Annotated in this window: 16 protein-coding genes and 5 pseudogenes; 11 read left to right on the top strand and 10 right to left on the bottom strand. The window is 60.3% G+C overall.

Annotated elements, in window-relative coordinates; translation table 11 throughout:
• Positions 1 to 90: 90 nt before the first annotated feature.
• Positions 91 to 1,287: pseudogene (locus tag C1A35_RS07490) on the bottom strand (succinylglutamate desuccinylase/aspartoacylase family protein).
• 412 nt (positions 1,288 to 1,699) lie between these two features.
• Between C1A35_RS07490 and C1A35_RS07480 the strand changes: the two are divergent.
• Positions 1,700 to 2,032, top strand: a pseudogene (locus C1A35_RS07480) (ISNCY family transposase); the annotation flags it as partial.
• Between the two features lie 34 nt (positions 2,033 to 2,066).
• Here the strand turns inward: C1A35_RS07480 and C1A35_RS07475 are convergent.
• Entirely contained in the window at positions 2,067 to 2,933 is an 867-nt protein-coding gene (locus C1A35_RS07475) for a PhzF family phenazine biosynthesis protein (protein ID WP_104663716.1), read from the bottom strand.
• 92 nt (positions 2,934 to 3,025) lie between these two features.
• Here C1A35_RS07475 and nikE point away from each other — a divergent pair.
• Both nikE and C1A35_RS37320 read left to right on the top strand, forming a co-directional pair.
• Positions 3,026 to 3,157 (top strand): annotated as a pseudogene (gene nikE / locus C1A35_RS37325) (nickel import ATP-binding protein NikE); the annotation flags it as partial.
• A 279-nt stretch (positions 3,158 to 3,436) separates the two neighbouring features.
• Positions 3,437 to 3,682: pseudogene (locus C1A35_RS37320) on the top strand (helix-turn-helix domain-containing protein); the annotation flags it as partial.
• 71 nt (positions 3,683 to 3,753) lie between these two features.
• On the opposite strand, the gene C1A35_RS07465 reads toward C1A35_RS37320, so the two are convergent.
• The 5 genes from C1A35_RS07465 to C1A35_RS07450 all read right to left on the bottom strand — a co-directional run bounded on the left by C1A35_RS07465 (position 3,754) and on the right by C1A35_RS07450 (position 9,398).
• Positions 3,754 to 4,773 (bottom strand): AI-2E family transporter, encoded by a 1,020-nt coding sequence (locus tag C1A35_RS07465; RefSeq protein WP_104663714.1) that lies wholly within the window; start codon positions 4,771 to 4,773, stop codon positions 3,754 to 3,756.
• 884 nt (positions 4,774 to 5,657) lie between these two features.
• Entirely contained in the window at positions 5,658 to 7,463 is a 1,806-nt protein-coding gene (locus tag C1A35_RS07460) for an SLC13 family permease (RefSeq protein ID WP_104663713.1), read from the bottom strand.
• Positions 7,464 to 7,589: 126 nt separating this feature from the next.
• Positions 7,590 to 8,111 (bottom strand): DUF1269 domain-containing protein, encoded by a 522-nt coding sequence (locus C1A35_RS07455; protein WP_104663712.1) that lies wholly within the window; start codon positions 8,109 to 8,111, stop codon positions 7,590 to 7,592.
• Between the two features lie 238 nt (positions 8,112 to 8,349).
• Entirely contained in the window at positions 8,350 to 8,574 is a 225-nt protein-coding gene (locus C1A35_RS36645) for a hypothetical protein (protein WP_234822819.1), read from the bottom strand.
• Positions 8,553 to 9,398, bottom strand: coding sequence for an alpha/beta hydrolase (locus C1A35_RS07450; RefSeq protein WP_234822818.1), 846 nt, complete (start codon positions 9,396 to 9,398; stop codon positions 8,553 to 8,555). The genes C1A35_RS36645 and C1A35_RS07450 overlap by 22 nt, the downstream gene beginning before the upstream one ends.
• Before the next feature lie 148 nt (positions 9,399 to 9,546).
• Here C1A35_RS07450 and C1A35_RS07445 point away from each other — a divergent pair, with 148 nt between their 5' ends.
• The 6 genes from C1A35_RS07445 (at position 9,547) to C1A35_RS07420 (ending at position 17,597) form a co-directional block, all read left to right on the top strand.
• The gene (locus C1A35_RS07445) at positions 9,547 to 10,593 is read left to right on the top strand and encodes a helix-turn-helix domain-containing protein (protein WP_104663711.1); all 1,047 of its coding nucleotides are present in this window, start codon (positions 9,547 to 9,549) and stop codon (positions 10,591 to 10,593) included.
• Positions 10,594 to 10,762: 169 nt separating this feature from the next.
• The gene (locus C1A35_RS07440) at positions 10,763 to 11,815 is read left to right on the top strand and encodes a helix-turn-helix domain-containing protein (RefSeq protein ID WP_104663710.1); all 1,053 of its coding nucleotides are present in this window, start codon (positions 10,763 to 10,765) and stop codon (positions 11,813 to 11,815) included.
• A 430-nt stretch (positions 11,816 to 12,245) separates the two neighbouring features.
• Positions 12,246 to 12,506, top strand: coding sequence for a YMGG-like glycine zipper-containing protein (locus C1A35_RS07435; RefSeq protein ID WP_104663709.1), 261 nt, complete (start codon positions 12,246 to 12,248; stop codon positions 12,504 to 12,506).
• Between the two features lie 250 nt (positions 12,507 to 12,756).
• Complete coding sequence (locus tag C1A35_RS07430) at positions 12,757 to 14,304, top strand: AbgT family transporter (RefSeq protein ID WP_104663708.1); 1,548 nt, start codon at positions 12,757 to 12,759, stop codon at positions 14,302 to 14,304.
• 54 nt (positions 14,305 to 14,358) lie between these two features.
• On the top strand, positions 14,359 to 15,561 hold the full coding sequence (locus tag C1A35_RS07425) for a M20/M25/M40 family metallo-hydrolase (RefSeq protein ID WP_440271502.1): 1,203 nt from the start codon (positions 14,359 to 14,361) through the stop codon (positions 15,559 to 15,561).
• A 200-nt stretch (positions 15,562 to 15,761) separates the two neighbouring features.
• On the top strand, positions 15,762 to 17,597 hold the full coding sequence (locus C1A35_RS07420; protein WP_104663706.1) for an SLC13 family permease: 1,836 nt from the start codon (positions 15,762 to 15,764) through the stop codon (positions 17,595 to 17,597).
• A gap of 238 nt (positions 17,598 to 17,835) precedes the next feature.
• On the opposite strand, the gene C1A35_RS07415 is transcribed toward C1A35_RS07420, so the two are convergent.
• The gene (locus tag C1A35_RS07415; RefSeq protein WP_104663705.1) at positions 17,836 to 19,557 is read right to left on the bottom strand and encodes a hypothetical protein; all 1,722 of its coding nucleotides are present in this window, start codon (positions 19,555 to 19,557) and stop codon (positions 17,836 to 17,838) included.
• Between the two features lie 356 nt (positions 19,558 to 19,913).
• Between C1A35_RS07415 and C1A35_RS07410 the strand changes: the two are divergent.
• A pseudogene (locus tag C1A35_RS07410) lies at positions 19,914 to 20,468 on the top strand (ABC transporter permease); the annotation flags it as partial.
• Positions 20,469 to 21,038: 570 nt separating this feature from the next.
• Positions 21,039 to 21,716 (top strand): glutathione S-transferase family protein, encoded by a 678-nt coding sequence (locus tag C1A35_RS07405; protein ID WP_104663704.1) that lies wholly within the window; start codon positions 21,039 to 21,041, stop codon positions 21,714 to 21,716.
• On the opposite strand, the gene C1A35_RS07400 is transcribed toward C1A35_RS07405, so the two are convergent.
• Both C1A35_RS07400 and C1A35_RS07395 read right to left on the bottom strand, forming a co-directional pair.
• Positions 21,713 to 24,865, bottom strand: coding sequence for an efflux RND transporter permease subunit (locus C1A35_RS07400; protein WP_104663703.1), 3,153 nt, complete (start codon positions 24,863 to 24,865; stop codon positions 21,713 to 21,715). The genes C1A35_RS07405 and C1A35_RS07400 overlap by 4 nt on opposite strands.
• 29 nt (positions 24,866 to 24,894) lie before the next feature.
• On the bottom strand, positions 24,895 to 26,064 hold the full coding sequence (locus tag C1A35_RS07395) for an efflux RND transporter periplasmic adaptor subunit (protein ID WP_104663702.1): 1,170 nt from the start codon (positions 26,062 to 26,064) through the stop codon (positions 24,895 to 24,897).
• Between the last annotated feature and the right edge of the window lie 40 nt (positions 26,065 to 26,104).

Here is a 26,104-nt window from a genome sequence, read left to right as displayed (position 1 = left end):
ATAGGGGCGTTGGCAAGAGAAGGCAGGGTCCGGCGCGCCGCAGGCCGCTGAGAACATCGCAGCTTACGGCTTCTTGTCTGGAGGCACTCGTTACTCCTGATAGGCGTCCTCGCCGTACGGAGCCGGCTTCTCGAACAGAATAAACGCCAGGTTGTCTCCGGGTTCGGACATCACATCGGTGCGCAGGCCCGACACCTCGCCGGTCACGCTGCTCGCTTATTCTGCGACCACTTCACCGAAGCTGTTGCGCTGGATGGCGATCTTCTGGCCGGCCTCGACCTTGTCGTTGAGCTTGACCAGATGCTCGACGAACCCTCCGTGGGTTGCGGCAACCGGGACTGCGCCACGGCCGACAAAGACGCGCACATCCTTGCCGGTACGCCCCAACGGGCCGGCGATGATCCCGTGCTGCTTGAGCACGTTCATTGTACCCTCTACGAACTGCGCGATCATCGGGAGATCCAGGACGCGCGCGGCGCCGACCTCCGGGCAGATCGCAGGGACGCCCGCGGCGAGGAGCGCATTGTGCAGGGTTGTGGGAAAGGCATTTTGCGGCATGTCGAGGATCTGGCCGACCGGATAGAGTTCGGCCATCGCCTTCGTCTCCGGCACATCCATGCTGGCGATATTGAATGCGCTGACCTCGAAGCCGGTCGTCCCGGTATGGAAGTCGATCGCAGCGTCCGCATTTGGCCGTAGCAGCCGGTTGAACACCAGCGCGGCATGCCGGTCGGGCGCTGTGCCGTTCTCGTTCCCCGGCCATACCCTGTTCATATCGATCAGGTCGATGCTCCTGCTTGAGTTGGGCCATTTGCGCTGGATGGCCAACATGGCCGGGCGCGCTATGTCCGTGACCGCCATCACCGTCCCCGACATCTGTGCCGGATCGAGCTGGTTCATCACGGTCATGACCGTATGCACCGAACTCATCTCGTCGCCGTGCACGCCGCTGGTCAGGACGACGCGTTTACCCGGCTTTGCGCCTCTGGCGACGATTACGGACACGTACCAGTGCTCTCCGGTGCGCATCTGCACGCCCTGAAGATACAGGAGGTGCTTCTTGCCGGGTTCCAGATCGTTGACGTCGAGCGCGCTGACGACTTTCTTCCCCTGGATTGTTTCTCCGGTATAAACCGTTCTCTTTCCAGCCATCGCGTCGGCGGAGGACGAGGTTTGCGCAGCCGCTGGGCTGGCATTGGCCGCAAGCACCGTTGCTGCCCCGACCGCAGCAATGGATGTCTTGATCAGATCGCGGCGTTTGATGCTTTTTTCGGATCTATCTACCATGCTCGGAGCCTTTCGTAGTTGGGCGAGACGATATTATCCCGAAGCACGTCCGCAAGCTGCAAAATGTTTGTCCGACGTCCAAACTACGACGATGCATCCCTCGCAGTGTTCGGGATTAATCGGCGCTGCCGTCGACCCCGGACAGGAGCGCCCGCTGCTATCGAGGCGGGACGGCTCGCGTGCGCAGCGTGCGGACGGCTTACCTCACCATGAACGTAATGATCCCGGCGTTGGCTATATCGATGAAGAATGCCGATACCGGTGAGAGAGTGATGAAGACAATCGGCGCGGCGCCATGGGTCGACGCGCGATCGGTCCGCCCAGAATGCTCGCGATCACGAGCCCGAGCGTCGGGTTGCCGCGCAGTTCCATAAGCTATCTTATGCGATCGTTCTGTGTGGGAGGGTACATTCTGGAGATCATGCACGAGAGTTTCAACCTGTCCTACAGAACCTTCGACACGCTTCGCTCGGTTCACCGGTCGCCTGTGGTTGAGAACAAACGATTGGACGATATGCTGTCGCTGCTTGCTCAGATGCAGGAAGGCCGCGATTTGCAACGGAGCAAACGTGGCCCGCGACGAACCGGACAGACCAACAGCATGTTTGAGATCCCGGACGGCAGCCAGAGCAATGGATATCAAAAGCGCGGCCGCAAGCCTGGGCGGCGGACGGATTTCATGAACGATCCGGAGGTGATTGCGAGACGACAGAGGGCACTCGCTCGAATGGAGGCTGCTGAATGAAGGCAGCTTTCGGCCCAAAGCCGCCGTCAAGAATTCAGCAGTTGAGCTTCCCTTCAGCACAGGTGACGGACATTCCGCCAACACTGACGAGCCCGTTCTCGGCAATAATGGAGATAAGACCGTCCCGACCGACCTGTCGTCCCTGCGACGCAGTGTAAGTCAGGCGGCCGACAGCAACACTCTCTCTGCTCGCACGAAAGTAACCGACGCTTCCGTTGCCTGAACCGCATACCGGGTCCTCTTCCACGCCGCATGAAGGAGCGAACGACCTCACTTCAATATCGGTGATTCCGTCGTTGTGTTTGCCGAAGACAGTCACACCGGTAGCACCAAGCTTCCGCTCGAACATTGCAGAGCGGGCGAAATCCGGCGTCAACTGAAGGACAGCTTCAGCGCTGTCGAGCCGAGCAACGACCCACACTGCGCCTACGTCGATGATCGCCGGCGCTTCATCCTTGAGGACAGAGCTGCCGAGGATCGCCTCAAGCTCGGCCACCTCATCATCGGAAAGCGTTCTGAGTTTAGCGGGCGGCATCGAAAGGGTGAGCGTCCGCTCTGATCCTTCTCCAGACACAGCGATCCTGATCAGACCTGCTTTGCACTCCTGCACGAGCTGCCCGTCGCGTGGAGTATGTAGGCCCGCCTCAAGGATGGCATGGGCACTGCCAATCGTAGGGTGTCCAGCGAATGGCAGTTCGCTGCGAGGGGTGAATATACGAAGCCTGTAGTCCGCTTCCGGAGATGTTGCTGGAAGTAGGAATGTGGTTTCGGAAAGGTTGGTCCACCGAGCAATCGTCTGCATCTCAGCGTCGCTAATCCCCTCCGCGTCGAGAATGACCGCTACCGGGTTTCCCATGAACGGCTTATTTGAGAAGGCATCGACAACTTTGTAGGAGCGCATGTAGTTGTTCCTTGGAAACAGGTTTAACACAATCCCTACCCCCCATCTCACCAAACTGGCAAATTCATTCGCGTGATGCTTCAAATCACCTTTGTCTGCTTTTGGATGAAGGCGGCATTGTAGAGAAGATCAATGCGGCAGGGTTCGATGGAGTAAAGCACCCTGCATCAAGACTTTTACGGGAAGCAGTTCTGCCACCGTTGCCGATAGCTTCTGGCGGTTAGAGCTTTCGTCTGATGACCGCTATTGGACAAAGCAGTCACCACAACTGAGGAAGCTAAAGCCGAAGGGGTGCCCCTCACCCGCCCCCTCCCTACCCTTGCAACCCGGTCCAGCCGGTCCGGTCGAGGGCTGACCGTCAGCGCAAGAACGCGGCCAGTGTCGCATTTCTAACGGGCCAGCGGCGTCGCATCTCCATCCAGCTTTGACATTCTGTGTCACGAGGCGGATTCCATTTTCAAATGTAACAAGGACAAATCGGCTATCGTTTCAGGAGGATGGATGTGGCCCGTTCTTTTGTGCAGTTGAGTATGGATGAACGCTGCGTCATTGCGCGGATGCATGAAAAGAAGATCAGCCAGGCAGAGATCGCACGGACGCTTCGCCGAGACCACTCGACCATCTGCCGCGAGTTGCGACCGAATTTCTGGCACGACCGTGAGGTTCCCGTCGCCGAGGGCTACTGGCACGTGACGGCGCACCAGATGGCTGAGGATCGGCGTCGACGCTACCGCAAGCTTTTACGCGATGCTTTGCGCCGCCATCATCGGCGGAACGCGGCCGGTAGCTCAGAACCGGGCTATCGTTGCAGCTCGTTTTCCTACGCCGTGGGTGCGCCAAAAATCTCCGCGATCCATCGCGTCGACGAGAATTGCGCACAGAAGGTCAGGATCGCAATCGTGATCGGTACGCCAATGAATGCGCCGAACAGGCCCCACACGAACGACCAGAAGAAAACCGAGAAGAGAACCAGGAAGGACGACATCGCAAGTGCGTAGCCCGCCACTCTTGGCTCTATGTAGCTGCCGATGACGAACTGGATGATGTTGAGGCCGGCGAAGATGAGGACGGCCGCCTGCGGTGATCCGAACTGCGCCAGCGCAAAGGCGCTTGGCAGGAGCGTCGATACAAACGGCCCCATGAAAGGGATGTAATTGAGTGTAAAGGCGATCACGCCCCACTCTGCGGCGAACCGGAGTCCGAACGCGGCGGAAAGAGCCCAGACCAGCGCGCCAGTGGCAAGGCTCATGACCGTCCTGACAAGCATGTAGCGCCGCAACTTGGATGCCGTGAGCGCGCCGCCGCCGATCAAGGCATTTGCGGTTTCCCCGGAAAGAGCCCTTCGGATATTCCGGGAGGTGGCCTCCGTATCGAGCAGGCCGAGTAGCACATAGACGACAACGACGATCCAGAACGAAATCGTCGTGTTCAACCTAGCTGTCACGCCTTGCAAAACATGCAGCAACCATCCTACGTTGAAATGTGCGGCCCACGCACCGGCGATGACAATGCCATGACCTTCGAGCCAGGCGGCAAGCTGACCGTAAAGCGCCTGGAACCGTGCACTGTCGGCAACCACGGAGCGGCCGATGCGCCCGAATCCCCAGGCTGCGATCGACGTCAGCATGACGAAGACAAGGACGATAACCGCGACCACCAGTGCGAGGGCCAGCAGCTTAGGCAGAAAGTGCTGCAGGCTCTTCTGGAACGGCCATACGAGCGCGATGATAAAGAGCGCACCGGCAACGGGAGCGAAGACAGCAGCCGCCAGCTGCAAGGCAGATACGAGCGCAATGACTGCGATGATGACGAGGGGGACAACCTGCGCTCGGCTGGTCATGATGACGATGTTCCCTGGAAGCGCCGGCGGCACTGTGGTGGCTAGAGGCAATGTTATTGCAGGCTACAACTGACCGCCACGTATGACCACCGCCGCCATCACAAAAGACCAGCATGGCCAGAGGGTAAATCGGTACCCCGTTCAGGCAAGCGTGGGCTGAATTGAATGCCGATTGCTCCGGGCCTTCATCGTTTAGATAGCCGTGCGTCAGCAACGTACTCCGACGCGATGACCCCACCTTCGCGTAGCCGGCACTCACTAGGCTTGGTGGCTGCGCCCACCGTTGCACCCGTCGCGCTACCGACTGCCGTACCGACTAGGGATCCAAATCGCGGCGCGGCGGCAACTCCGGCGACGGTCGCTCCCTCCACGCGCTGTTCGTTCGAGGTACAGCCTGCGAGCATGGACGCATCAAAGACGCTTTTCGCATTTTCCCTCTCCGAAATGAACTCTTCCCTTTACGGGGCCGCAGCATTGCGACGAGATATCTTTGCAAATATCGGCGGGCGAACAACTAGTTGCCTGTCCCAAAGCCATGCGCTGTGTCTCTATTTGTGTACTATCGGCAAAGGGATGTGCCAACGATCGTCGACCTTTGCATGCAGCGTCTGACCAGCAAGCATAGCTCCTTCGAAACGGATATCGAGCCGGCGATCGTCAGCCGCGTAACTCTTTCTCGGACGAAGGCACAAATCCGGCCGAGTCTGTAATTCGTTAGCTGGGGGCCCACAGCGTTTCATCCGGACCACTGTCTTGAGGGAATGGGCTTATGTGCCGGCTTGCGCGTAGACCATACCTACTGTTGGCACCGTCCTCACGGCAGTCTAGATTGAGCGACACCGGCCAATCGCCTCAATCCAGGGTAACCCATTGAGTCTGCACATCTAGAGTGGCCAGATCAACGGGACGATGAAAACGGCCACGACGAAGTACCAGGCCATGAGTGGTGTGCCGAGCTTCCAGTAATCACCGAACTTATACCCACCCGGCCCCATCACCATCATATTTGTTGTCGTGGCGATCGGCGTCATGAACGATGCCGAACTGGCGATGCAAAGGCTCATCAGGACCGGCTGCGGCGCGATGTGCATGCCCGCCGCTGCGGCCATCGCAATCGGAATGACCAGCATCGTCGTTGCCGTATTGCTCATTATCTGTCCTAGGGACGCAGTGAGCAGGAAAAGCCCTCCAAGGAGCGCCGTCGGCCCGGCGGAACCGATTGCAGACACTAGCTCGTCGGCCACGAACTCCGCCGTGCCGGACTCAATCATCGCCGTCGAGATCGGCATCATCGCCCCAACCAGGATTACCGTGGTCCAGTGGACGGCGCGGTAGGATTGTTCAACCGTGACCACCCCCGCCCCAATGAGGATGCAGGCGGACAGAAGGCCTGCGACAGCGGGCGGCACGATGTTCACCACCAGCACGACGACGAGCCCGAGGAGCGTGGCGACGGCGATCCCCGCCCCCGGCCCCATGGGCACGGCCTGCCGGCGGACGAGATCAGGCGAATCGACGACGAGCACATCGGGATCATCTAGTCGCCGGTCGAGGGCCTCCCAGCTCCCTTCGAGAAGGATGGTGTCTCCCGCCTTCAGTTCCGGCTTGGTGTAGTCGATTTCTTCGCCGCGCCGCTGCACCGCCAGGACGATCAGGTCACCATCTTCGGTTGCCACGCCGGGGTACATCGGCTGCCCGATCAGCCCGGAGCGCGGAGGGATCATCACTTCGGCCAGACCCGACCGACGATTGAAGGCTGGATTTCCGCCTTCAGCGTCTTCGCGAACGGCCAGATGCAGGTGAGACGCCGCTTCGGCGACGGATTGTGCAGCGCCGCGAACAAGCAGGTAATCTTCCGATGTAATCGCGCGGCCTCGCACCGGAAGGCCCGACGCGGAGGCCTGTACGGCCATGACCTGCAAATCGCCAAAGCCTCCCAGATCGATGTCGTCTGGCGATAGGCCGACAAGTTGGGAACTCTTCCTGACACGCAGCCGAAACAGTCCATCGCTCAAACCGTAGTGCTCGACGAGGGTTTGAGCGTGCCGGCTGAAATCGGCGGGTAGCCGCGCGCCGCTGTGGCCGGGCAGCAGGCGCTTGCCGAGGAGGAGGATGATGAGAACGGTTCCAGCAAGCAAGGGTACGCCGACAAGGGAAAATTCGGCGAATGCGAACCCTCCAAGTCCCGCCTCTTCGAGCGCCTCCGAGACAAGAAAGTTCTTCGGAGCGCCAGTCAAGAGCAGGTTGGCCCCGGCATGCGCGGAAAAGGCCAGCGGCATGAGTAACTGGGCGGGCGAGTGACCCACACGCACCGCCGCTAACACCGCGACGGGCATCAGCGCCGCAACCGCGCCGCTTCCGCTGACGAGCGAAGTCAGGCTGCCTACGGCGATCATGAGAATGAGAAGAAGCCGGTCACGATTGTTCTCGCCTGCTCGTGCCATTAGGACCTGCCCGGCCCATGCCGTCACGCCCGTCCTTTCGAGCGCGGCACTCACCACGAAGAGACTGGCAATGAACAGGACGGCACGGTCACCGAACCCCGCGAAAGCCTGCTCGAGGCTGACAAGGTCAGCGGCCCACAGGGAAAGAGCTGCAACGAAGGCGACGGCGATAACCGGAAGCCTGTTCCACGCAAACAGCGCAATCGTGGCAAAGATGATGAGACCTGTGCTTTGAATTTCGGTCACAACTCATCCCCTGCGCGTGGTTGCCGCACTCGGCGAACCCCAGGCCGGTTGAAGCCTCAGCAAGTGGCGCCGAGACAGGAGGCTATCACGCCCGGCCTCAGTGAGGTGCGATTTTTCAGGCTCCCCTCACAGGTTCGCAGCTGGAACCTTCTCGACCTCGGACTGGGCGGCGGATAGCGCTTCGCGCAAAGCGGCTTCCTTGGTCTCGTCGAACGATGTCTGCAAGAGTTCACCGCCCACACCCTTGAGATCGGCCAGAACCTTGTCGGTCGTCATCTTTCGCACCAGCAGGAAAAGACCGGCCGTTCCCGGCTGAAGCGCCCCCGCGGATTCCTTCATGAACCTGTCATTGATACCAATGTCACTGAGTTCGCCGCCGAGCGCGCCGGATGCTGCACCGAGCGCCGTTCCAACGAGCGGCATCAGGAAGATGGCGCCGATAAGTGTGCCCCAAAAAGCACCGGATACCGCGCCGCGCGCGGTGAGATTGACGAGCTGGTTCAACTTGATCTGCCCCTTCTCATTCTTCACCACGACAACGGCATCGCCGAGCTCGATCAGATATTCCCGCTGCAGCGAAAGCACCCTCTGGCGCACCTCCTCTGCCTTTTCTTCCGTCGGGAATGCGATGAAAACCAGATCACTCATGTCGAGATCCTCTCATTTGAAACGCCAACATTGCGGGATGCCATGCTCGCGCCAAACCTCGCCTTCGGTTCACAGGCGGGATCGGCCGTAAATGCAGGCCGAGGTGCGGCCTACCCCGGCGATCGGGGACGATACCAATTGACGCGTCGACAAGGATGAGCCCATAATCCCAAAACTGTGCTGGCCGTTCCGTTTTTTTACCTCGACGCCCCCTCCAGGTCGGCCGGGGAATTCACGCTTAGCGACTTGCGGCGATATCGAAGGTCAGGATGGGAGCGGTCACGACAAAGGTTGCTGCGGAACCGAGCGCATCCACTGCGGTTGTCGGCAGCGCGACGTCGACATCGGTGATCACCTGCCCCTCCGACAACCTGTCGCCGATCAGGCGGACGACGTCGGGGCTGGTGACATAAAGAGCGCGATTGACCCGGTCGCCCGAACTCAACGCGCTGAGATCCAGCACGGCGATGCCCGCAAGGCCCAATACGCCTGCTGGTAGTCTTCCCGCGACAGGTCTATCCCGCCGAGACGTGCCCCGCCGCGCGAAATGAACTGCGACAGCTGGAACGCCCGGTCGTGCTGAGCAACGAAGATCGTAATCCACGGACGCTTCGGCCCCATATCCTCGGCTTGGCGCCGAAAAACACCGACATCGAGGTCGGACGATGCGAGAATGAGGCTCGTGATCTTGCCGGGCGTGCCACCGTGCTGCAGAGCGACCTGCCTGACCGCTTCGACGGCGAGCCAAGCGCCCATCGAATGGGCGAGCACGACGACCTCGTCGATTGCTGGACTGTCGATTGTAGTCTGAAGTAGTTGTGCGAGGACCGAACGCGAATAGGACGCATTGTCCATATCGCGCTTGTAGTCGAGAAAGCGGCCGCATGACGGCCAGGAAAAGAGGATCGGCACCGCCTGCGCATCGGCGTCATGAACCAGCTGCGCGAAACGGAAAACGGCTCGATCGAATGTGGTGCTGTAACCATGCACGAAGAGAAAGACGCGGCTTTTGCGCGGGCCGTTGGCATGGAAGGCAGATGCGATGTCCTGCCGGCTAATCGGCGTCACGGCATTTACGACAAAGTCGCGCTTGAGATTTCCAGGAACGTGCCGTGGAAGCTGGAGTGTGCGCGCCCCAAGCTCACGGGGAACGGAGACGATAATGCGACTGTAGGGGACCTCGCCCCTGTCACCACCGAAGAGGATGTCGGGGTTATCGACCGCCGGAACGGCGTCACTGCAGCTTGTCGCCTGTGCCGTTCCGTACCCTCGGTTCACGGATGTCATGCATTGTTAAAGACGTTCGCCACGAGTTATTTTTAGTATAAAATCGGCATTGCAGCGTTTTGTCGAATAGGTTTTTCTCTTGATTGTGCAATACGCGCGAACAGTGGCGGAATTCGCGCCTGATTACTCTTGAGTTCAAGGAGCTATCATGGACGCTCGGGTAGAACGGAAAGCGATCGATCCTTTTCAGGATGCGCCTCTACAATGCGCGATCGAATGTAGCACAAACTATGCATCTGCGCCGCAGCGCTTCGAGTACTTTCGCACGTGGCATTCAGATATCGTTGATGTCAGCCTTCGGTGTGGCGATGCCGTTACCTTCGAGGCGAACGAGAAGATCTGGCAGCTTGGCGACTTTGCGTTTGCCGCGATCGAATCCTCTTCGCTGCATCTCCTCCGTTGGGAGCATAAAAGAAAGCCGGTCGTCGACCATTGGCTCGTTACCGTGAATTTGGCGGCCGATGAAAAATGCCGGCGAACGCTTCGCATGAGGAACTTGGCGGTACCCGACGTCTGCGAAACGGAAGGCAGGTTCATCGCACTTTTCCTTCCCCACACAACGGTTTCTGCCCCTCTTCACCCGGAAATCACTGACAGCGCCGCCGAATTCTTCGCAGATTATTTGGTCCTGCTCCATCGCAATCTGGCCAACCTCAAGCGAAGCAACGTTTCCGGGATCGTCGCGGCAACTACGCACATCGTCGCAGCAACACTTGCCCCTTCGCGTGAAAAGCTTGAGGAGGCGCAGGCTCCGATCGACGCCGTGATCATCGCTCGCGCCATTCGCGTGATCGACGCAAGGCTCGCCGATCCGGAACTGACCCCGGACGATCTCTGCCGAAGCGTCGGGGTTTCCCGATCCCGCCTCTATCGAATTTTCGAGCCTGCCGGGGGCATCTCGAATTTTATCCGCCGCAAGCGCCTGCTCGAGACGCGCAGCGCTCTTGCGGACAGTGCAGACGGACGCTCAGTCTCCCATATTGCCGAGTGCATGGGGTTCATGGACCCTTCGACCTATAGTCGCATGTTCAAACAGGAATTCGGTTTATCACCAAAGGAAGCGCGAGCGCTCGGATGGCAGGGAGTACAGCATTCCACCTGGCTGAGCATCGACCAGCCCGTAGGCAATACCAGCACCCTCAACAGCCTCCTGATCAACAACTCGCTGGGGCTGTCGATAAACGCCAGTTGCTGAAAGTGCAGTACGTGTGCCTGAAACATGCAGGGCCTGATCATTCTCAGTACCACCCCGGCCAAGAAGTGGATGTCGCGTCCAAAATTGGGATTCCTTGCATATGTTCAAATTTAATGGCGGGACAAGTCTCGCCTATAGCGCCCAACCCTGACGATCCGGGTGGTTTGCCATGCAGAACAGAGTTCAAGTTGCCGCTGAGGGTAAAGAACAGGCGCCACTGAAGTGTGTCATCGACGTTGACACGTCCGAGGCACCACCGGCTGAACAGTTCGACCTATACAGGACCTGGCACGCCAGCCTTGTGGACATCACGCTCCTGCGGGACAAATTCGAATCATTCGGCGCCCGCCAGCGGGTTTGGCAACTCGGCAATCTTGCACTGTTGTCACTGGAATATCCCGGCACCGGCTATCGCCGGCGTTGGAGTAGCAAGAAGAACCCGGTTTTCGATCATTGGCTTCTTAGCATCCCGTATACGCTTCCCTCGAACGGGGGGAAGGGGCACGTCGGGAAGCTGCGTTGGCACTGCCTTGCAGCCCCGCATGAAGGCCAGGCCGAGGACGATGGCGTTCTTGCCCTTTTCCTCCCAAGGGACTTCGCATTCTCGCAGCCTTTCGATCTCTCCATCCGCCCGGAAATGGCAACCTTCATCACCGACTACATCCAGCTCCTTCATCATTCGCTTCCGGACAGAACCGAGCGTGATGCCGAATACATCGCCGTTGCGACGACCAACCTGCTCACCGCATGCGTCACCTTATCCCACAATCACGTTCTTGAAGCGGAGGGGCCTATCAACGCGGTGATCATGGCGCGTGCGAACAAGCTCATCGCGGCACAGCTCGCCGATCGCGATCTCTCTCCGGAAAGACTGTGCCGAGATCTGGACGTCTCGCGGTCCCGTCTATACCGGATTTTTGAGCCGAACGGAGGTATCTCCAACCATATCCGGCGCCAACGTCTGCTGCGCACCAGGGACATCCTTGCCGACGACATGGATAGGCGGTCGATCTCCGCGATCGCCGAGGAGTGGGGGTTCACGGACGCATCGACATACAGCCGAACCTTCCGACGCGAATTCGGCATGACGCCGAAGGAGGCTCGCGAAGCGGGCTGGTGCGGAATCAAGCATCCGCGGATCCCGTCTGGGGACATGCAACGAGGAGCGGCCTTGTCTCTGAACTCCCTCCTCATGAACAGCTATCTCGCTGGAAAAGCGTAAAGGTTCCGGTCGACTTTACCAATCGGTCTCGGCGCGTCCCCGCGCGGTCAGGGCGCGCAATCCGTTGTGGCCTCTGAAGGTCTTGAACAGCTCAATCGACATCCTTGTGCATTTATCTCGGCTGCATGCACCGCGTCGATCTTCCCCCAGATCACGGCAAGCCACGGGTTTTAAAGACACTTTCTGCTTTCCGGTCTGCACCACGCAGAAATATGCTTTACGCGCCGACACCTGGAACGCGGATGATCGCTTCCGGGGCTTCATTCCCGGCTTTATCCCCTGCTCCGGCCAACAAATTTGGACCCGGAGCGTAGTTTTGGGATTCCATGCTGATCACAGCCAAACTTGAAGCGACATAATACTTTAGTGACGGCGCGCATAGCTTCTGCCGCGACCTTCATATCGGTTGGACGTTACATAGGGGAATGTGATGAAGAAGTTGCTGCTGTGCATTTTGGCAGGTTTGGCGCTGGCTAGCTGCTCACCGACCCAACAGGGTGCCGGCATCGGTGCGGCAACTGGTGCAGTGGTTGGTGGCGCTATCAGAAACGATGTCCGCGGTGCCGCCGTCGGTGCTGCAATCGGCGGTGTTTCAGGAGCCATCATCGGAAATGTGGCTGGCCAGCCGGGCCAATGCCGGTTCCGGGATCGTCGCACCGGCCGCGAGTATGTTGGGCCATGCCCGCGCTGAACCGGCGTGTCGCGACGATGATCTGGCGCGTTCTTCTGTCCTCCACTTCCCCACGCAGTGAGAAGTGAGGGGCTTCGGGCCGGGAGGTCCATCCCGGCCTCTCGCAAAAGACATCAAGTCGGCAGCAACGGCCGTCTGGCTCGGGTCAGGCCGATGAGTGTTGAACCACCGTCAAGAAAACACACCACCCGAACCTCGAGGTCCCAAGTCTCCCACGGGATACGCCTTTTAGCTAAAACGGAGGCACGATATGGCCACTGCCAATGTAGCATCAAAGACTGTGATGCAGAGATTTCTCGACGGTGTCGAGAAGGTGGGCAACATGGTTCCCCACCCGGTGGTTATCTTCCTGATTCTGATCGGCATTGTCATTGTTCTTTCAGCCGTGCTCGGCGCGTTTGGAGCGTCTGTCACCTACGAGCGCATCAATCCGGAAACGCATGAGATAGAACAGGCGACGGCGGCCATCCGCAGCTTGGTCAGTGTGGAGGGGATACGCTTTCTCTACTCTTCGCTCATTCCCAACTTCATGAGCTTCACTGCCGTAGGGCTGATGATCGCAGCGATGATCGGCGCGGGTGTCGCAGAGGAATCCGGCCTGGTCACTGCGCTGATCCGCAAGCTCGTCATCGTTTCGCCCAGGTGGGCGCTGACCTATATCCTCGCCTTCGTCGGCATCCTCGCGAGCATTGCCGCAGACGCCGGTTATCTGGTGCTGATACCGCTTGCCGGCGTCGCCTATCTGGCGGTCGGCCGGCATCCGCTTGCAGGCCTTGCGCTCGGCTTCGCGGCCGTGGCCGCCGCCTTTACAGTGAATATGCTAATCAAGCCACTCGATGCCGTCCTTGTCGAATTCACCAATGATGCGGCCCATCTCGTAGATCCCAATCGATCAATCGGCCTGGCATCCAACATTTGGTTCTCAACCGCCTCGGTGGTGTTCTTGACTATCGTGATCGCTTTCATAACCGATCGCATCATCGCGCCACGGCTAGGAGAATATAACCCCGAAGCCGCTGAAGGCAGCGTTCAGCCGCGAGGGGCCACGCTCTCCGAAGAGGAAGCACGAGGCTTGCGGTTTGCCCTCTACGGGCTCGTGGCCCTCCTTGCCGTATTCCTGCTTTTGACGATCCCAAGCGGCGCTCCATTGCGCAATCCCACTACTGGGGAGCTCATCGGGAATTCACCTTTCATGAACGGCCTCATTGCTCTCATCATGCTGATCTTTCTGGTGACAGGATGGACCTACGGTATCGGTGCGGGGACGATGCGAAGCCTGGCCGAGGTGATTGCGGCGATTGAGAAATCGATCAAGAACATGGGCGGAACCATCTTCCTTTTCTTCGTTCTCAGCCAGTTCGTTGCCTACTTTACCTACACCAACATCGGCACCGTCATGGCGTTGAGCCTGTCTGGCGCCCTGCAGGCTGCCAATATCGGGCCTCTGCCGCTCCTGATAGGCTTCATCGTCGTGGTCGCGATCATCGACTTGCTGCTGACGGGGGCGATTGCAAAATGGGCAATCTTTGCTCCCGTCTTCGTGCCGCTTTTGATGAAACTCGGCGTCGAGCCGGAAGCTGTCTTAGCGGCATATCGCGTCGGCGACTCTCCGATGAACGCCATCACCCCGCTCAACGCCTATTTCGCGCTCGTCGTCGGTTTTGCCCAGAAGTACGACAAGTCTGCCGGCGTCGGTACGATCGTCTCCATGATGCTCCCGTATGTCGTGCTGATGTTCGTGTTGTGGACGGGTCTCTTCGCTTTCTGGAAGGCCGTTGGCCTGCCGTGGGGCCTGTAACGGCCTTTTGGACACCTCGGATCGAAACCATATGCAAACAACCGGATGGATATCATGAGCAATTTCTCAATTCCTCTCGACGTCACCGCGGCGGAAGAACATCTGATCCGATTCCTTTCGGTGGAGGGTGTTACCGGACAGGAAAAGAACATCGGCTTGGCTGTATGCGACGCCTTGAAGAAAATCGGGGTGCCCGACTCCGCAATTCGCTTCGACGACGTCAACAAGCGAATTCCGTTGCCGACCGAAACGGGCAATCTGATCGTGGATATACCAGGAACGCGTCCCGGACCACGTCTGCTCTTTTCAACCCACCTTGACACGGTGCCGCTTTGCGCCGGCGCCAAGCCACGCCGAGAGGGCGACCGCATTGTATCCGATGGCACGACCGCGCTTGGCGGTGATGCGCGCACGGGAGTTGCCCTTCTTGTCGTTGTTGCGGAAACACTGATCAAGCACAACTTGCCGCACCCTCCCCTCACCCTGTTGTTTACCGTGCGCGAAGAAAGCGGTCTGCATGGCGCAAGGGAACTCAACCCTGCTGACCTCAATGGTGCTGTCATGTGCATCAATGTCGATGGTCAGTCGGCTTCGGACCTGATCGTGGGTGCGGTCGGGCAGGAGAATTGGGAAGTCGAGATCACGGGCAGAGCGTCGCATGCGGGGGTTGCGCCGGAGAAGGGGATCTCCGCGACGTTGGTCGGAGCATTGGGGCTGGCCGAGGTAAAGCGCAGCGGTTGGTTCGGCAAAGTGGTCAAGCAGGATGGCCGGGGCACCAGCAATATCGGTATCTTCGGCGGCAAGGGCGACAAACCCGCCGGAGACGCCACCAACGTGGTTACCGATTACGCTTTCCTCAAGGGAGAGGCGCGCAGCCCTGAAGCGGCTTTCGCGACAAAAATTGCCATCGGGTACAAGGAAGCCTTCGTCAAAGCCCAGAACGAGGTGGTGGATGACAAGGGCGATGTGGCAGACGTGAAATTTAGCCACAAGCCGGCTTATCCGCCATTCGAGCTTGGGAAGGACACGCCGATTGTGAAGCGTGCGGTCAAGGCGCTGGGTATCCTCGGCATCGAACCGGTCTACGTCTTTTCAAATGGTGGCTTGGACGCCAATTGGCTTGACAAGCACGGCGTCCCCACAATCACGATCGGTGCGGGCCAGGCGGAGATCCACACCATCAAGGAATATGTGAACCTAAGGGAGTACGAAAAAGGCTGCCGCTTGGGCATTCTTATGGCGACCATGGACGACTAGCTGCTTCGCTGACCCTTTGCCTGCCAGATCGGCGGCGCCACCGTGCTCAACCGCCGATCTGGCAGTGCAAGAGCCTCAACGAGCGCGCAAGTGCATGATATCGGAGGCAGGCTCACCGGATGCATTGTGTAGGTCGACGCCACCTGTCGGCAGTCGTGTGGTTTGGAGGGTCCGATTGGACCAAATGAGGAGCGGAACGATTGAGCCCGATAGCATACACCGCCACCATTATCGCCGTTACCGTCTTCCTCTTCGTCTGGAACAAGCTGCCGGTCGTCGTCGTGGCGATGCTGACTGCATTAGCGCTGTGGGCGACTGGCGTGCTTTCACTTGGACAGGCCCTCGGTGGCTTCGGCGACCCGGCTGTCATCTTTATCGCGTCGCTTTTTGTCATCAGTTCCGGGCTGGAGATCACTGGCGTCACTGCTTGGGCAGGGCAGCTGCTCATCCGCGGGGCGGGCGAAGAAAGCCGCTCCAGGCTCTTGGTCCTCACCATGGTGCTCGTCTCCCTTCTCACAGCGCTGATAAGCGTTAACGGTGCTGTCGCAGCGCTTCTGCCTGTGGTGGTGGTCATCGCCGTCCGCCTGCGGCGAAATTCCTCCCAATTGCTCATGCCACTCGTCTTTTCCGCGCATGCCGGCTCCATGCTTGCGCTGACAGGAACACCGGTCAACGTTCTTGTGTCGGAAGCAGCCATCGACGCGCAAGGCCGAGGTTTCAGTTTCTTCGAATTCGCCCTGGTAGGTGTTCCGCTTCTCGCCGGGACCATGGCAATCATCGTGCTTTTCGGAAAACAGCTTCTGCCCGAACGCAACGGGGCAACCATGCCTGCCGACTTCAGCCAGCATGCCAAGACACTCGTGGAGCAATATGGCCTGGCGACCGGTATCTATCAGATGCGTGTGCGCGCCAGCTCGCCCCTCGTCGGTGCATCATTATCCGAGATAGATCTGTCTCCCTATCAAGGGCTGCAGCTGGTCGCCATTCAGGAAGGCGAGACCGCCAGTCCTATTCGGCGAAAGCAATTAGCCGAAGGGGATCATCTCCTTGTGCGCGGAGAGGCTGAGAGCGCCGCCGTGTTCGCCGCCAAGATGCATCTCGCCTTTCGCGACGACGAGGCGGCGGGCCACGGCCAGGAAACGCTCTTCAATCGCAGCTCAGGCCTCGCCGAAGTCGTCATCCCGCCACGCTCGGGGCTCATTGGCGAAGCCGTTTTCCCGGGCATGGTAACCGATAGCGGCGACTTGATCGTTTTGGCAGTACAGCGTGCTGGGACGCAGATCGCGGCCGGAAGCGCGTCCAAAGGTACAGGCGGCATTGTGCTGCAGGCAGGGGACACCATGCTTCTGCAGGGAACCTGGAAGGCCCTTGATGTCCATTTGGATGACCCGGACGTCCTGGTCGTCAACTCGCCTGAGCTCGTCCGCCGTCAAGCCGTTCCGTTGGGTCCAGGCGCCCGCCAGGCCGTCATCATCTTGATCGCGATGGTTCTGCTTCTCGCCACAGGCGTTGTTCCGCCCGCGGTGGCCGGCCTGCTTGCTGCCGGTGCGACTATCTTGTCAGGGATCATGAGCGTCGAGCAGTCCTATCGCGCCGTCGGCTGGACGACCGTAATCCTCGTGGGGGCGATGATGCCACTTTCCACCGCCATGGTGCAAACAGGAGCTGCAAAGCTGATGGCGGAACACCTTGTCAACCTCGTCGGCGATGCCGGCCCTATCGCGCTGCTGGCCGGACTCTTCGTCCTGACGGCTGCCATGGGCCAACTGATCAGCAACACCGCAACCGCGCTGATCGTCATCCCGATCGGAGTGGCGGCAGCGACGGCAATGGGAATTTCACCGCGCCCGGTGCTGATGAGTACAGCTGTGGCGGCCGCAGCCGCCTTCCTAACCCCGATCGCAACCCCCACCAATCTGATGGTGATGGGTCCGGGCGGCTATGCCTTCAACGATTATTGGAAGCTCGGCCTGCCTTTACTGATCTGGTTCTTCGTCGTGTCGGTGTTCGTTGTTCCATTGATCTGGCGCTTTTGAGCTTTGCGGGAATACAAAGTCGGCCGGGATATGCCCTTGCTGCGGCTGCTTGAGTACCGGCCGCTCCAAGGAACGATTAGTACAACAACAATCAAAGCACGGCCGCGGCCTTTTCTCGTCCAGCCAAAACGCTCGATAGCGTGGCATCTGTTTAATCGCCGCTCGGATTGCTGCAGGGCGTCACGATCACGATCGGACTTTAGCCTAAGGCGGGTCGCGTCGAGAGCAAGCGATGTGCCTATTTCGATTTGACCAATCCCGAGAATCCGGCGACGGCCAGCAGGCTTAAGGCCCAACCTATCACCGACTGAAAAAAGTAGTATTTCAAAGTGAATGCGCCTGTAGGCTTCAATGAGTTGGCTCGCCAGAAGTCTTTCTGCCCGATCGACAGCACCGGCAAAAGAACATCCAGTGAATACATCATCGGATTGAATTCCGGATAACTGGCAGCTTCCGGCTGGTTGCGAAAACAAGAGAGCTGGTTCTCCCCGGCATTCGCCCGTCCCGCCAGTATCTGTCCACTTGAGGGCATGTAACGGCTTTCGCCCTGCTCAATATCGCACATTGTCCATTCAAGCGACCGTAGGATAACTGGGCTGCTCGGCTTCATCGCGCCATTCTGATAGGCGACAGCAAACACGCCCGCGCCAATCACCCAGAAAAACGTGAGCCAAACCAGCGCTCGCAACGGCTGGCGCCCATAGCCGAGGGTTCCGGCCAGTAGAGCGTCAATGGCGCGCAGCACCGCACGCATCACCGGATTTCGGGTCCGGGCCCGGCGCGCACGCCGTTGCAGGCGTTCCTTGGTGATAAGAACGGCGCGGGCATCCTCCTCGTGTCCCATCTCTCGCAGCACCATCGAGAGCTGCTCGTAAGGCTGCGGCCAGAAATCCGCCTGCCATTGATAAGGAGTTTGCCGTGACAACCAGTCCAGCCGGCTTACCGCATCGACCGGTCCGCCGATGAAGGCGCCGTATTGGCACCGGTTCAACAACAGATCACCGCGCTCTGGCCAGCTTGCCTGTTCGTCATCGATCGCCCCCATTGTCGTGGCCGTGAGGTCGAGTGTACCGACTACGGACGCGTTCTGCCGCAGGAAGAACGCGCCAGCAATCGTCGTCCGATTGAGGCTCAGTGCATGACCTTCGGGCTGCGAGAGCGAAGCCGAGGTGCAATCCACGTCTCCGCCCACACGAGCGCCCACCACGCGGACTTCGCCGGTGATGGTCGCGCCCCGCAAAGCCAGGTCTCCCCCTGCCACCATCGCGTCGCCGTTCAAGGCGACTTCGCCCGGGCGATCGATGCACGCACCGGTCGCGTTGAGGTCCCCGCCGAGGTGAACCATCGAAAGATTGATCCCTCCGCGCACAACCGCACCACGCAAGAGGATGCCACCTCGGGTTTCCAGGCCACCGGCATCGACCGCGATCCCTGGCGTTGAAATCGACACGCCGTCCGCCTCAATGTTGCCGCCTATGCGCGCGCCCGTGAGCCGGATTTCGCCCATTATCGTTGTGCTGCGAAGGGAAAGGCAGCCACGCGCCTCGAGCCGTTCGGCCTGCAGGCCTGGCAAGATCGAGCCATCCAGAAACAGGTTGTCGATAATGGCGGAGTTCAACACCGGGGAGGCTTCGAAGTGACAATCCTTCAGACCTAAGTCACGGGGAATTCGACAACCTTCAAGGTCGAGAAGACCGGTAATCCAAGCACCGCTCAGCCGCAGCCCCTTCTCGTGAAGGCACAGGTCGTCCTTGCCAAGAATGAGCAGGCGCAGAAAATCTGCGCGCACGATGCGATCGGTGTCTCCCGGTTTCGGCAGCAAGCCGTTGCCCAACCTGTCGAAATTGCCGAGTTGCAAGTGGGCAAGGACCTTTGCTTCGGCGGCGTTGAGCGGCTGGAAACTGGAGGCAGTCGGGGCGACAAGTAAAGCGGATCCAATCTCTGGTGCTTTTTCGTTCATGAACTACCACCCCCTTCTTGCGCAGCTCGTGAAGGCTAGGTGTCCGGCCGACCGTCGTTCGCCCGGCTGTGGATTCGCTCGTGCATGAAGGTAGTCATTGCGGATCTGTTCATGCGATCTTTTCTCCACCCGCACTTGCTCCGATCGTAACTTGGCACGACGTTGCGGTAGCACAATGGCGATGCGAACCGGGGCCATCCCCAACATACCTCCACTGCTGCAGGCCTCCACCATCCCTAAGCAAGGCGTGTCGTCGGATCGGCAGTATTCTGAGCAGATGATTCTCCGTTTCAAGGGCAGGTCAAGAGGTTTCGGTCGCCGACGGCCGTCGAAAAGCGGTACGTCCGCCGACCAGGCTTGATGCCATCGTCATTCTTTCTGTGACGGCGGTGCTGCTACGCCTCTCCATCGCGTCTTTCACCGCAGATTCGCACCGGCTTACAACTCTTAAGCTCCTGGGCTTCCCCATTCCCGCCTGGATCGCGCTTGCAGCCTATGTGCTCGGCTGGCTCGTGCTCGAGAAGCTCCCGATCGGCCGCCACATCCTGGCGATCGGCGACGGCGAGGCGACGGCCGGACTGATGGGCCTGAAGGTCGAGCGCGCGCTTGCCGGCGTCATTCTCGCCTCGCAATTCGGCGCCGGGCAACCCGCCGAAGGCGTCGGCTGGGAGCTCTTCGCGATCGCCTCGGTGGTGGTCGGCGGCACGCTGCTGTCAGGCGGCTCAGGCTCTGTCGGCGCCACCTTGGCAGGCGCTCTGCTGCTCGCCATGGTATTCAACATCCTGAACTTCGAAAACGGTCTTGGCTGGATCTCGCTTTCCGCCTATTGGCAGTCCGTTATCCGCGGCGCCTTCCTGCTCGTCGTGGTCGTGCTTCAGGCCAAGCTGATGGCACGGCATAGCAGCCCCTAGGCGCGCCGCACTTCGGAACCCGACGCAGACATTTTTAATAAACGCGCCCGAACGGGACGCGAACATCCACAGGACGAAACGGGGAAACCTACTCCTGGATTAACCCCGGTGGAGCAGGAACAATGCGTGACCGCGGCGGGTGCCCGCAGGCACCAATCAGTCCGAAATGACGCGGCGGCGGGAGACAAGTAAAAAAGGCCGGAGCGCGCTGGCCCCGGCCTTCTTTTCTTTTTCGCCCTCAAGGCTTCTGCCAATACATCCATGGTCAAAAGTCGAAAGCGATACGTAATTGCCGGCATCAACTTCAATCGCGCTCGACAATTACGTTTATGATACATTTATAATGCGGACATCCTGTCGGAACAAGCTGTCCATTTGGGCTATGACATCTGCCTAATCTCGATGGGGGATATGTTTTGTTCAGGCTGAAGCCTGTTCTGCTGCCTCGACAGAGCCCATCATGCATACGGCCGCCACAGTGAATCCAATCCTGCGGCTGGACGATAAATACAGATGTCGGGGCCCCGGTCGACCAATCGTCTTCAAGACAGGCAATCTGTGGAGGACAAGATGACGATCACCATTACCGCCTTTGAAAAGTCGCCCGATCGAGGCCGAGGTCTCGCACGCGACATGCGCGTTCGCTGGGCGCTCGAAGAAGTGGGGCAGCCCTATGAGGTCCGCCTCGTGACCTTCAAGACGATGAAGGAGCCCGCCCACACCGCGCTCCAGCCTTTCGGGCAAATCCCGACCTATGAGGAAGGCGATCTTGCCCTGTTCGAAACCGGCGCCATCGTTTTGCATATTGCGGAGTGTCATGCCGGCCTGCTTCCGCGTGACCCCGGTGCCCGGGCACGCGCGATCGCCTGGATGTTTGCCGCGCTCAACACGGTCGAACCGCCGATCGTCGAGCGCGAGGCAACGACCTATCTGGAGCGGGACAAGGCCTGGTATGAGGAGCGTCTCCTGATGCTCGAAGATCGCATCCGCTTCCGGCTGACCCAGTTGTCCAGATGGCTCGCCGATGCCGAGTGGCTCGATGGCGCGTTCAGCGCCGGTGACCTCATGATGGTGACAGTACTGCGCCGCCTGGAAAGCTCAGGCCTGCTCGGCGAGTATCCGAGCCTTTCGGCCTACGTCGCGCGCGGCAAGGCGCGTCCAGCCTACAGGCGCGCATTCGACGCGCAGCTTGCGGTCTTCACATCGGCTCATCAGGCAGACGGGCGGAACGGACAGGCAAGTGCCTAACCGCGCTCTGGTGGATCGCTGGCCTCGGCCGGTCGCTTGCCCCGTGTGATCCGCAGTCCCCGGCGAAAAAGGCGGGAGGCAACCCGCGTGACATCGTCCATGTACAGATAGATGACGGGCGTCACGAAGAGGGTCACGAGCTGCGACACCATGAGGCCGCCGACGACTGCGACACCGAGCGACTGACGCAGTTCAGCGCTCGCGCCGGAGCCGATCGCGATCGGCAGCGTGCTCATGATCGCGGCGACGGAGGTCATCATGATCGGGCGGAAGCGCATCAAGCAGGCCGTGTGAATGGCCTCGGGGGCCGGCGCGCCGGAGCGCTGCAGCGTCAGCGCGACGTCGATCATCATAATCGCATTCTTCTTGACGATGCCGATCAGCATCAGCACGCCGACAATGGCAATGATCGAAAGATCGAAGCCGCCGAAAGAGATGGCAAGGAGCGCCCCGGATATCGCGGACGGCAAGCCGGAAAGCACGGTCAGCGGATGAATGAGGCTTTCATAGAGGATGCCGAGCACAAGGTAGATGACGACGATCGCGGCCAGGACCAGAAGGCCCTGGTTGGCGGCTGCGTCCTCGAACAGCTGCGTGGTGCCGTAATTGCGGGTCGTCACGCCAGACGGCATGCCGATTTGTGCCTTGAGGCGATCGACCTCCGCAAGCGCGTCGCCGAGGGCGACCTGGGCCGGCAGATTGAAGGACAGCGTGACGGCTGGCAGCTGGCCCAGCTGGTTGATGGTGAGCGGCCCGGACACGGTCTCGACACGGGCGAAGGCCCCGAGCGGCACGAGGCCGCCACTGGCACTGCCGACACGCAGTTCGTCGAATCGGTCCGCCGACCACTGCATTGAGGGATCCAGCTCCAGGATCACTTCGTAGCTGTCGCCCGCCGTATAGATCGTCGAGATCTGCTCGGTACCGAAACTGCCATAGAGCGTGCTGCGCAGTTCGCTCGCATCGACCCCGAGCGTTGCCGCCTTGTCGAGGTCGACCACCAGTCGTGTTTGTGGCGCGTTGATCTGAAGGTCGCTGTTGACGTCGGTGAAAAAGGTCCGGTCCGCGCTCATGGCATCGTGAAGCTTCAAGGCCCATTCGTTCATCAGCGGCTGATCGAGGCTCTGAAGCACCAGCTGATACTGGCTGGCGGAGGCGCGCGATCCGACCGAAAGGTTCTGGACCGGCGACATGAAGGCCTGGATGCCGGGGATCGCCGCCAGCTTCCGGCGCAAATCCGCAAGGACGGCTTCGAGCGGCGGACGCTCGCCCTTGGGCTTCAACTCCACGAACAGCCGGCCGGAATTGAGTGCGCTCGACGTACCGCCCGAACCGATTGTGCTTGCCACATGGGCAACGTAGGGCGAGCCGGCAAAGACGGCCTCCACATTGGACTGGAGCTTCGACATAGCGGCAAAGGAAATATCCTGGCGGGCCTGGGTCGTAACCTGTAGCTGGCCGATATCCTCCTGTGGGAAGAACCCCTTTGGGATCGTGGCGATCTGGTAGCCGGTGATGACGACGGTAAACAGGAAGAGCAGAAGCATCAGCGCGCGCTCTTTCATACAGATCGCGAGCAGCCGTTCATAGGCGCGCAGCAGCCCATCGAATCCGCGCTCGAAGGCAAGATCCAGGCGCTGGGGCCAACGCACGCTCCCTCCCCTGTCGGCCCGGGCCGGAAGCCGCGCCGCAAGCATCGGCGTCAGGGTCAGCGAAACGAAGGCGGAAGCGAGGATGGCAACGGTGACGACGATCGCAAACTCGTTGAGAATGCGGCCGATCACCCCACCCATCAAAAGCACCGGAATGAACACCGCGACGAGCGACAGGGAGATCGCGACGATGGTAAAGCCGATTTCGCGCGAGCCGATGAGTGCCGCCGAGAAGGCATCGATGCCATCCGCTTCCATGTGCCGCACGATGTTTTCCAGCATGACGATGGCGTCGTCCACCACAAGTCCGACGGAAAGCGTGAGCGCCATCAGCGAGATGTTGTCGATCGAAAAGCCAAGCGGATACATGGCCGCAAAGGTGGCGATAATCGAGATGGGAACCGCGAGCGCCGGAATGAGCGTCGCCCAGAGGCGGCGAACGAAGGCAAAGATGACGAGAACCACAAGGCCGACGGTGAGGATCAGCGTGAACTGAACGTCGTGCACCGCCCCGCGGATCGAGATCGACCGGTCGCTGAGCGTTTCGATGGAGGCGGAGGCCGGAAGCGACTGACGAAGCGACGGCAGCAGCGCCTGTACCCGGTCGACGACTTCAACGGTGTTCGCATCCGGCTGACGCTGGATCGCCAGGATGATCGCCCGCGAGCCGTCGTGCCAGCTTGCCGTCTGGTTGTTGGCAACGGAATCGATCACGGTTGCGACATCGCCGAGCCGCACGGACTTGCCATCGACGCTCTTGACGATGATGTCGGCGAAGCTGGCGGCATTCATGCGCTGCGTGTCGGCAACGATCGCTGCCTGGCGATCGCTGGTCTGCGCAGTGCCGAGCGGCGAATTGTCGTTCGCCGCCGCAACCGCTCCCTTCAGCTGGTCGACGGAGATACCGCGCGCGGCAAGCGCGTCAGGGTGCATCTGAATCCGCACGGCATATTGCTGGCTGCCGAAGATAGAGACTTCCGCCACACCGTCGAGCACCGACAGGGTCGGCGAAATCACCTGCTGCGCGATCGCGTCGAGGTCGGTGAGCGGCACCGTGCTGCTCTTCAGCGCCAGGAGCAGAACCGGTGCGTCCGCCGGGTTGACCTTGCGGTAGCTTGGCGGAGCGGGCATGTCCTGCGGCAGCAGCCTGAGCGTCCTGGTGATGGCCGCCTGCACGTCGGCGGCAGCGGCATCGATGTTGCGCCCGAGCACGAACTCGATCGATATCGAGGTCGAGCCGAGTGCATTCGTCGTCGAAATCGTGTCGATCCCGGCGATGGTGGCGAACTGCTTGATCAGAGGAATGGCGACCGAAGTCGACATGGTCTCGGGCGAGGCGCCAGGCAACGCGGCGGAGACATTGATCACAGGGAAATCCGTGCGCGGAAGCGCGGCGATCGGCAGGGCGAAATAGCTGAAAACGCCTGCAAGGATGAGCGCGACCGACAACAACACAGTCGCGATCGGACGGCGGATACTGAACTCGGACAGCGGCATCTCACGCACTCCCGAATGATCGGCAAAACCTAATCTGTCGCAGCCCCGCCGGCCGCGACAACGACGTCCCCCGGTTTCAGGCGCGCCTGCCCTTCGACGACGACCCGGTCACCGGCGCCAAGGCCCGTGCCGATGGCGGCCTCCTTGCCGTCGTCGGCCAGCACGGACACGGCGCGGGTCTCGACTGTGTTGTCATGCTTCACATGGAAGACGAAGGGGCCGTCCTGTCCCGGCTGGACTGCAACGCTCGGGATAACAGGCGCCTGATGCAGTTGCGCCTGATCGATATCGACATCCACGAACTGGCCCGGCCAGAGCCTTTGCGTGGCATTGGGGAAGGTCGCGCGCATGGCGATGGTGCCGGATGCGGTATCGACGGCGGAATCGATGAAATCGAGTACGCCTTCGCCGATCACCGTTTGCGTGCCGCTCGACCTCGCACGAACCGCTGGAGGCGTCCCGCGATCAATCAGATCCTTGAACGTCTGCAAGCGCTCTTCCGGCAGGCGGAACGTCACGTCGATCGGGTCGATCGCCGTAATCGTCACCAGATTGTTCGATGTTGCGCCCGATTGACCGACGAGGTCGCCGAGCGCGACCTGCACGGCGCCCAGGCGTCCACCGATCGGCGCGGTGATCTCGGTCAGGCTTAGCGTAACCTGATCGGCATCCACGGTGGCGCGATCGGCATCCAGGGTCCCCTGCGCCGCCTGCTGCAGCGAGAGAGCGGTGTCATAGCTTTGCTGGGTGCCGGTCTTGTCGTCGCGCAAGGTTTTGGCACGCTCGAGTTCCGTGTTGGCGTCGGCAAGCTGCGCTGTATCCTTGGCGACGATCGCCTGGTCACGAGCGAGCCCGGCCTTTATCGCGCGGTCGTCGAGCGTGAACAACAGGTCGCCCGCCTTGACCATCTGCCCGTCCTTGACGCGGATGGCGGTGATCTGGCTCGCAATGCGCGCGCCCACTTCCACGGTATCGGGAGCCTGAACGTTGCCGAGGGCATGGACGACGACAGGGACGTCCTTAAGCGTGACCATCGCCGTCTGCACGGACACCGCGCCGCCATGCCTTGCGCTTGCGGCGGCGCTGCCGGGCAATTTCGCTTCCGTCGGGGCGGGTTTACGCGTGACCACGAACCCGATCGCGGCGATCGAGAGAAGAACGACGGCGATACGAAACGTGATACCTGACCGGCTGACCATCGGCGCCTCCGCAGTCCTTGCGGTCGGCACGCAGCGACAG

Origin of the sequence: Ensifer adhaerens (assembly GCF_002940685.1) — a bacterium.
GTDB lineage: Bacteria > Pseudomonadota > Alphaproteobacteria > Rhizobiales > Rhizobiaceae > Ensifer > Ensifer adhaerens_E.
The sequence above is the reverse complement of the archived record's forward strand: the minus strand, read 5'-3'. Positions and strand labels throughout refer to the sequence as shown.

What these genes read in the sequence shown, in the direction of transcription:
- C1A35_RS07475 (WP_104663716.1), bottom strand. Translation starts at nt 2,933, where the DNA reads ATGCGCTCCTACAAAGTTGTCGATGCCTTCTCAAATAAGCCGTTCATG.
- C1A35_RS07465 (WP_104663714.1), bottom strand. Translation starts at nt 4,773, where the DNA reads ATGACCAGCCGAGCGCAGGTTGTCCCCCTCGTCATCATCGCAGTCATT.
- C1A35_RS07455 (WP_104663712.1), bottom strand. Translation starts at nt 8,111, where the DNA reads ATGAGTGATCTGGTTTTCATCGCATTCCCGACGGAAGAAAAGGCAGAG.
- C1A35_RS07450 (WP_234822818.1), bottom strand. Translation starts at nt 9,398, where the DNA reads ATGACATCCGTGAACCGAGGGTACGGAACGGCACAGGCGACAAGCTGC.
- C1A35_RS07445 (WP_104663711.1), top strand. Translation starts at nt 9,547, where the DNA reads ATGGACGCTCGGGTAGAACGGAAAGCGATCGATCCTTTTCAGGATGCG.
- C1A35_RS07440 (WP_104663710.1), top strand. Translation starts at nt 10,763, where the DNA reads ATGCAGAACAGAGTTCAAGTTGCCGCTGAGGGTAAAGAACAGGCGCCA.
- C1A35_RS07435 (WP_104663709.1), top strand. Translation starts at nt 12,246, where the DNA reads ATGAAGAAGTTGCTGCTGTGCATTTTGGCAGGTTTGGCGCTGGCTAGC.
- C1A35_RS07430 (WP_104663708.1), top strand. Translation starts at nt 12,757, where the DNA reads ATGGCCACTGCCAATGTAGCATCAAAGACTGTGATGCAGAGATTTCTC.
- C1A35_RS07425 (WP_440271502.1), top strand. Translation starts at nt 14,359, where the DNA reads ATGAGCAATTTCTCAATTCCTCTCGACGTCACCGCGGCGGAAGAACAT.
- C1A35_RS07415 (WP_104663705.1), bottom strand. Translation starts at nt 19,557, where the DNA reads ATGAACGAAAAAGCACCAGAGATTGGATCCGCTTTACTTGTCGCCCCG.
- C1A35_RS07405 (WP_104663704.1), top strand. Translation starts at nt 21,039, where the DNA reads ATGACGATCACCATTACCGCCTTTGAAAAGTCGCCCGATCGAGGCCGA.
- C1A35_RS07400 (WP_104663703.1), bottom strand. Translation starts at nt 24,865, where the DNA reads ATGCCGCTGTCCGAGTTCAGTATCCGCCGTCCGATCGCGACTGTGTTG.
- C1A35_RS07395 (WP_104663702.1), bottom strand. Translation starts at nt 26,064, where the DNA reads ATGGTCAGCCGGTCAGGTATCACGTTTCGTATCGCCGTCGTTCTTCTC.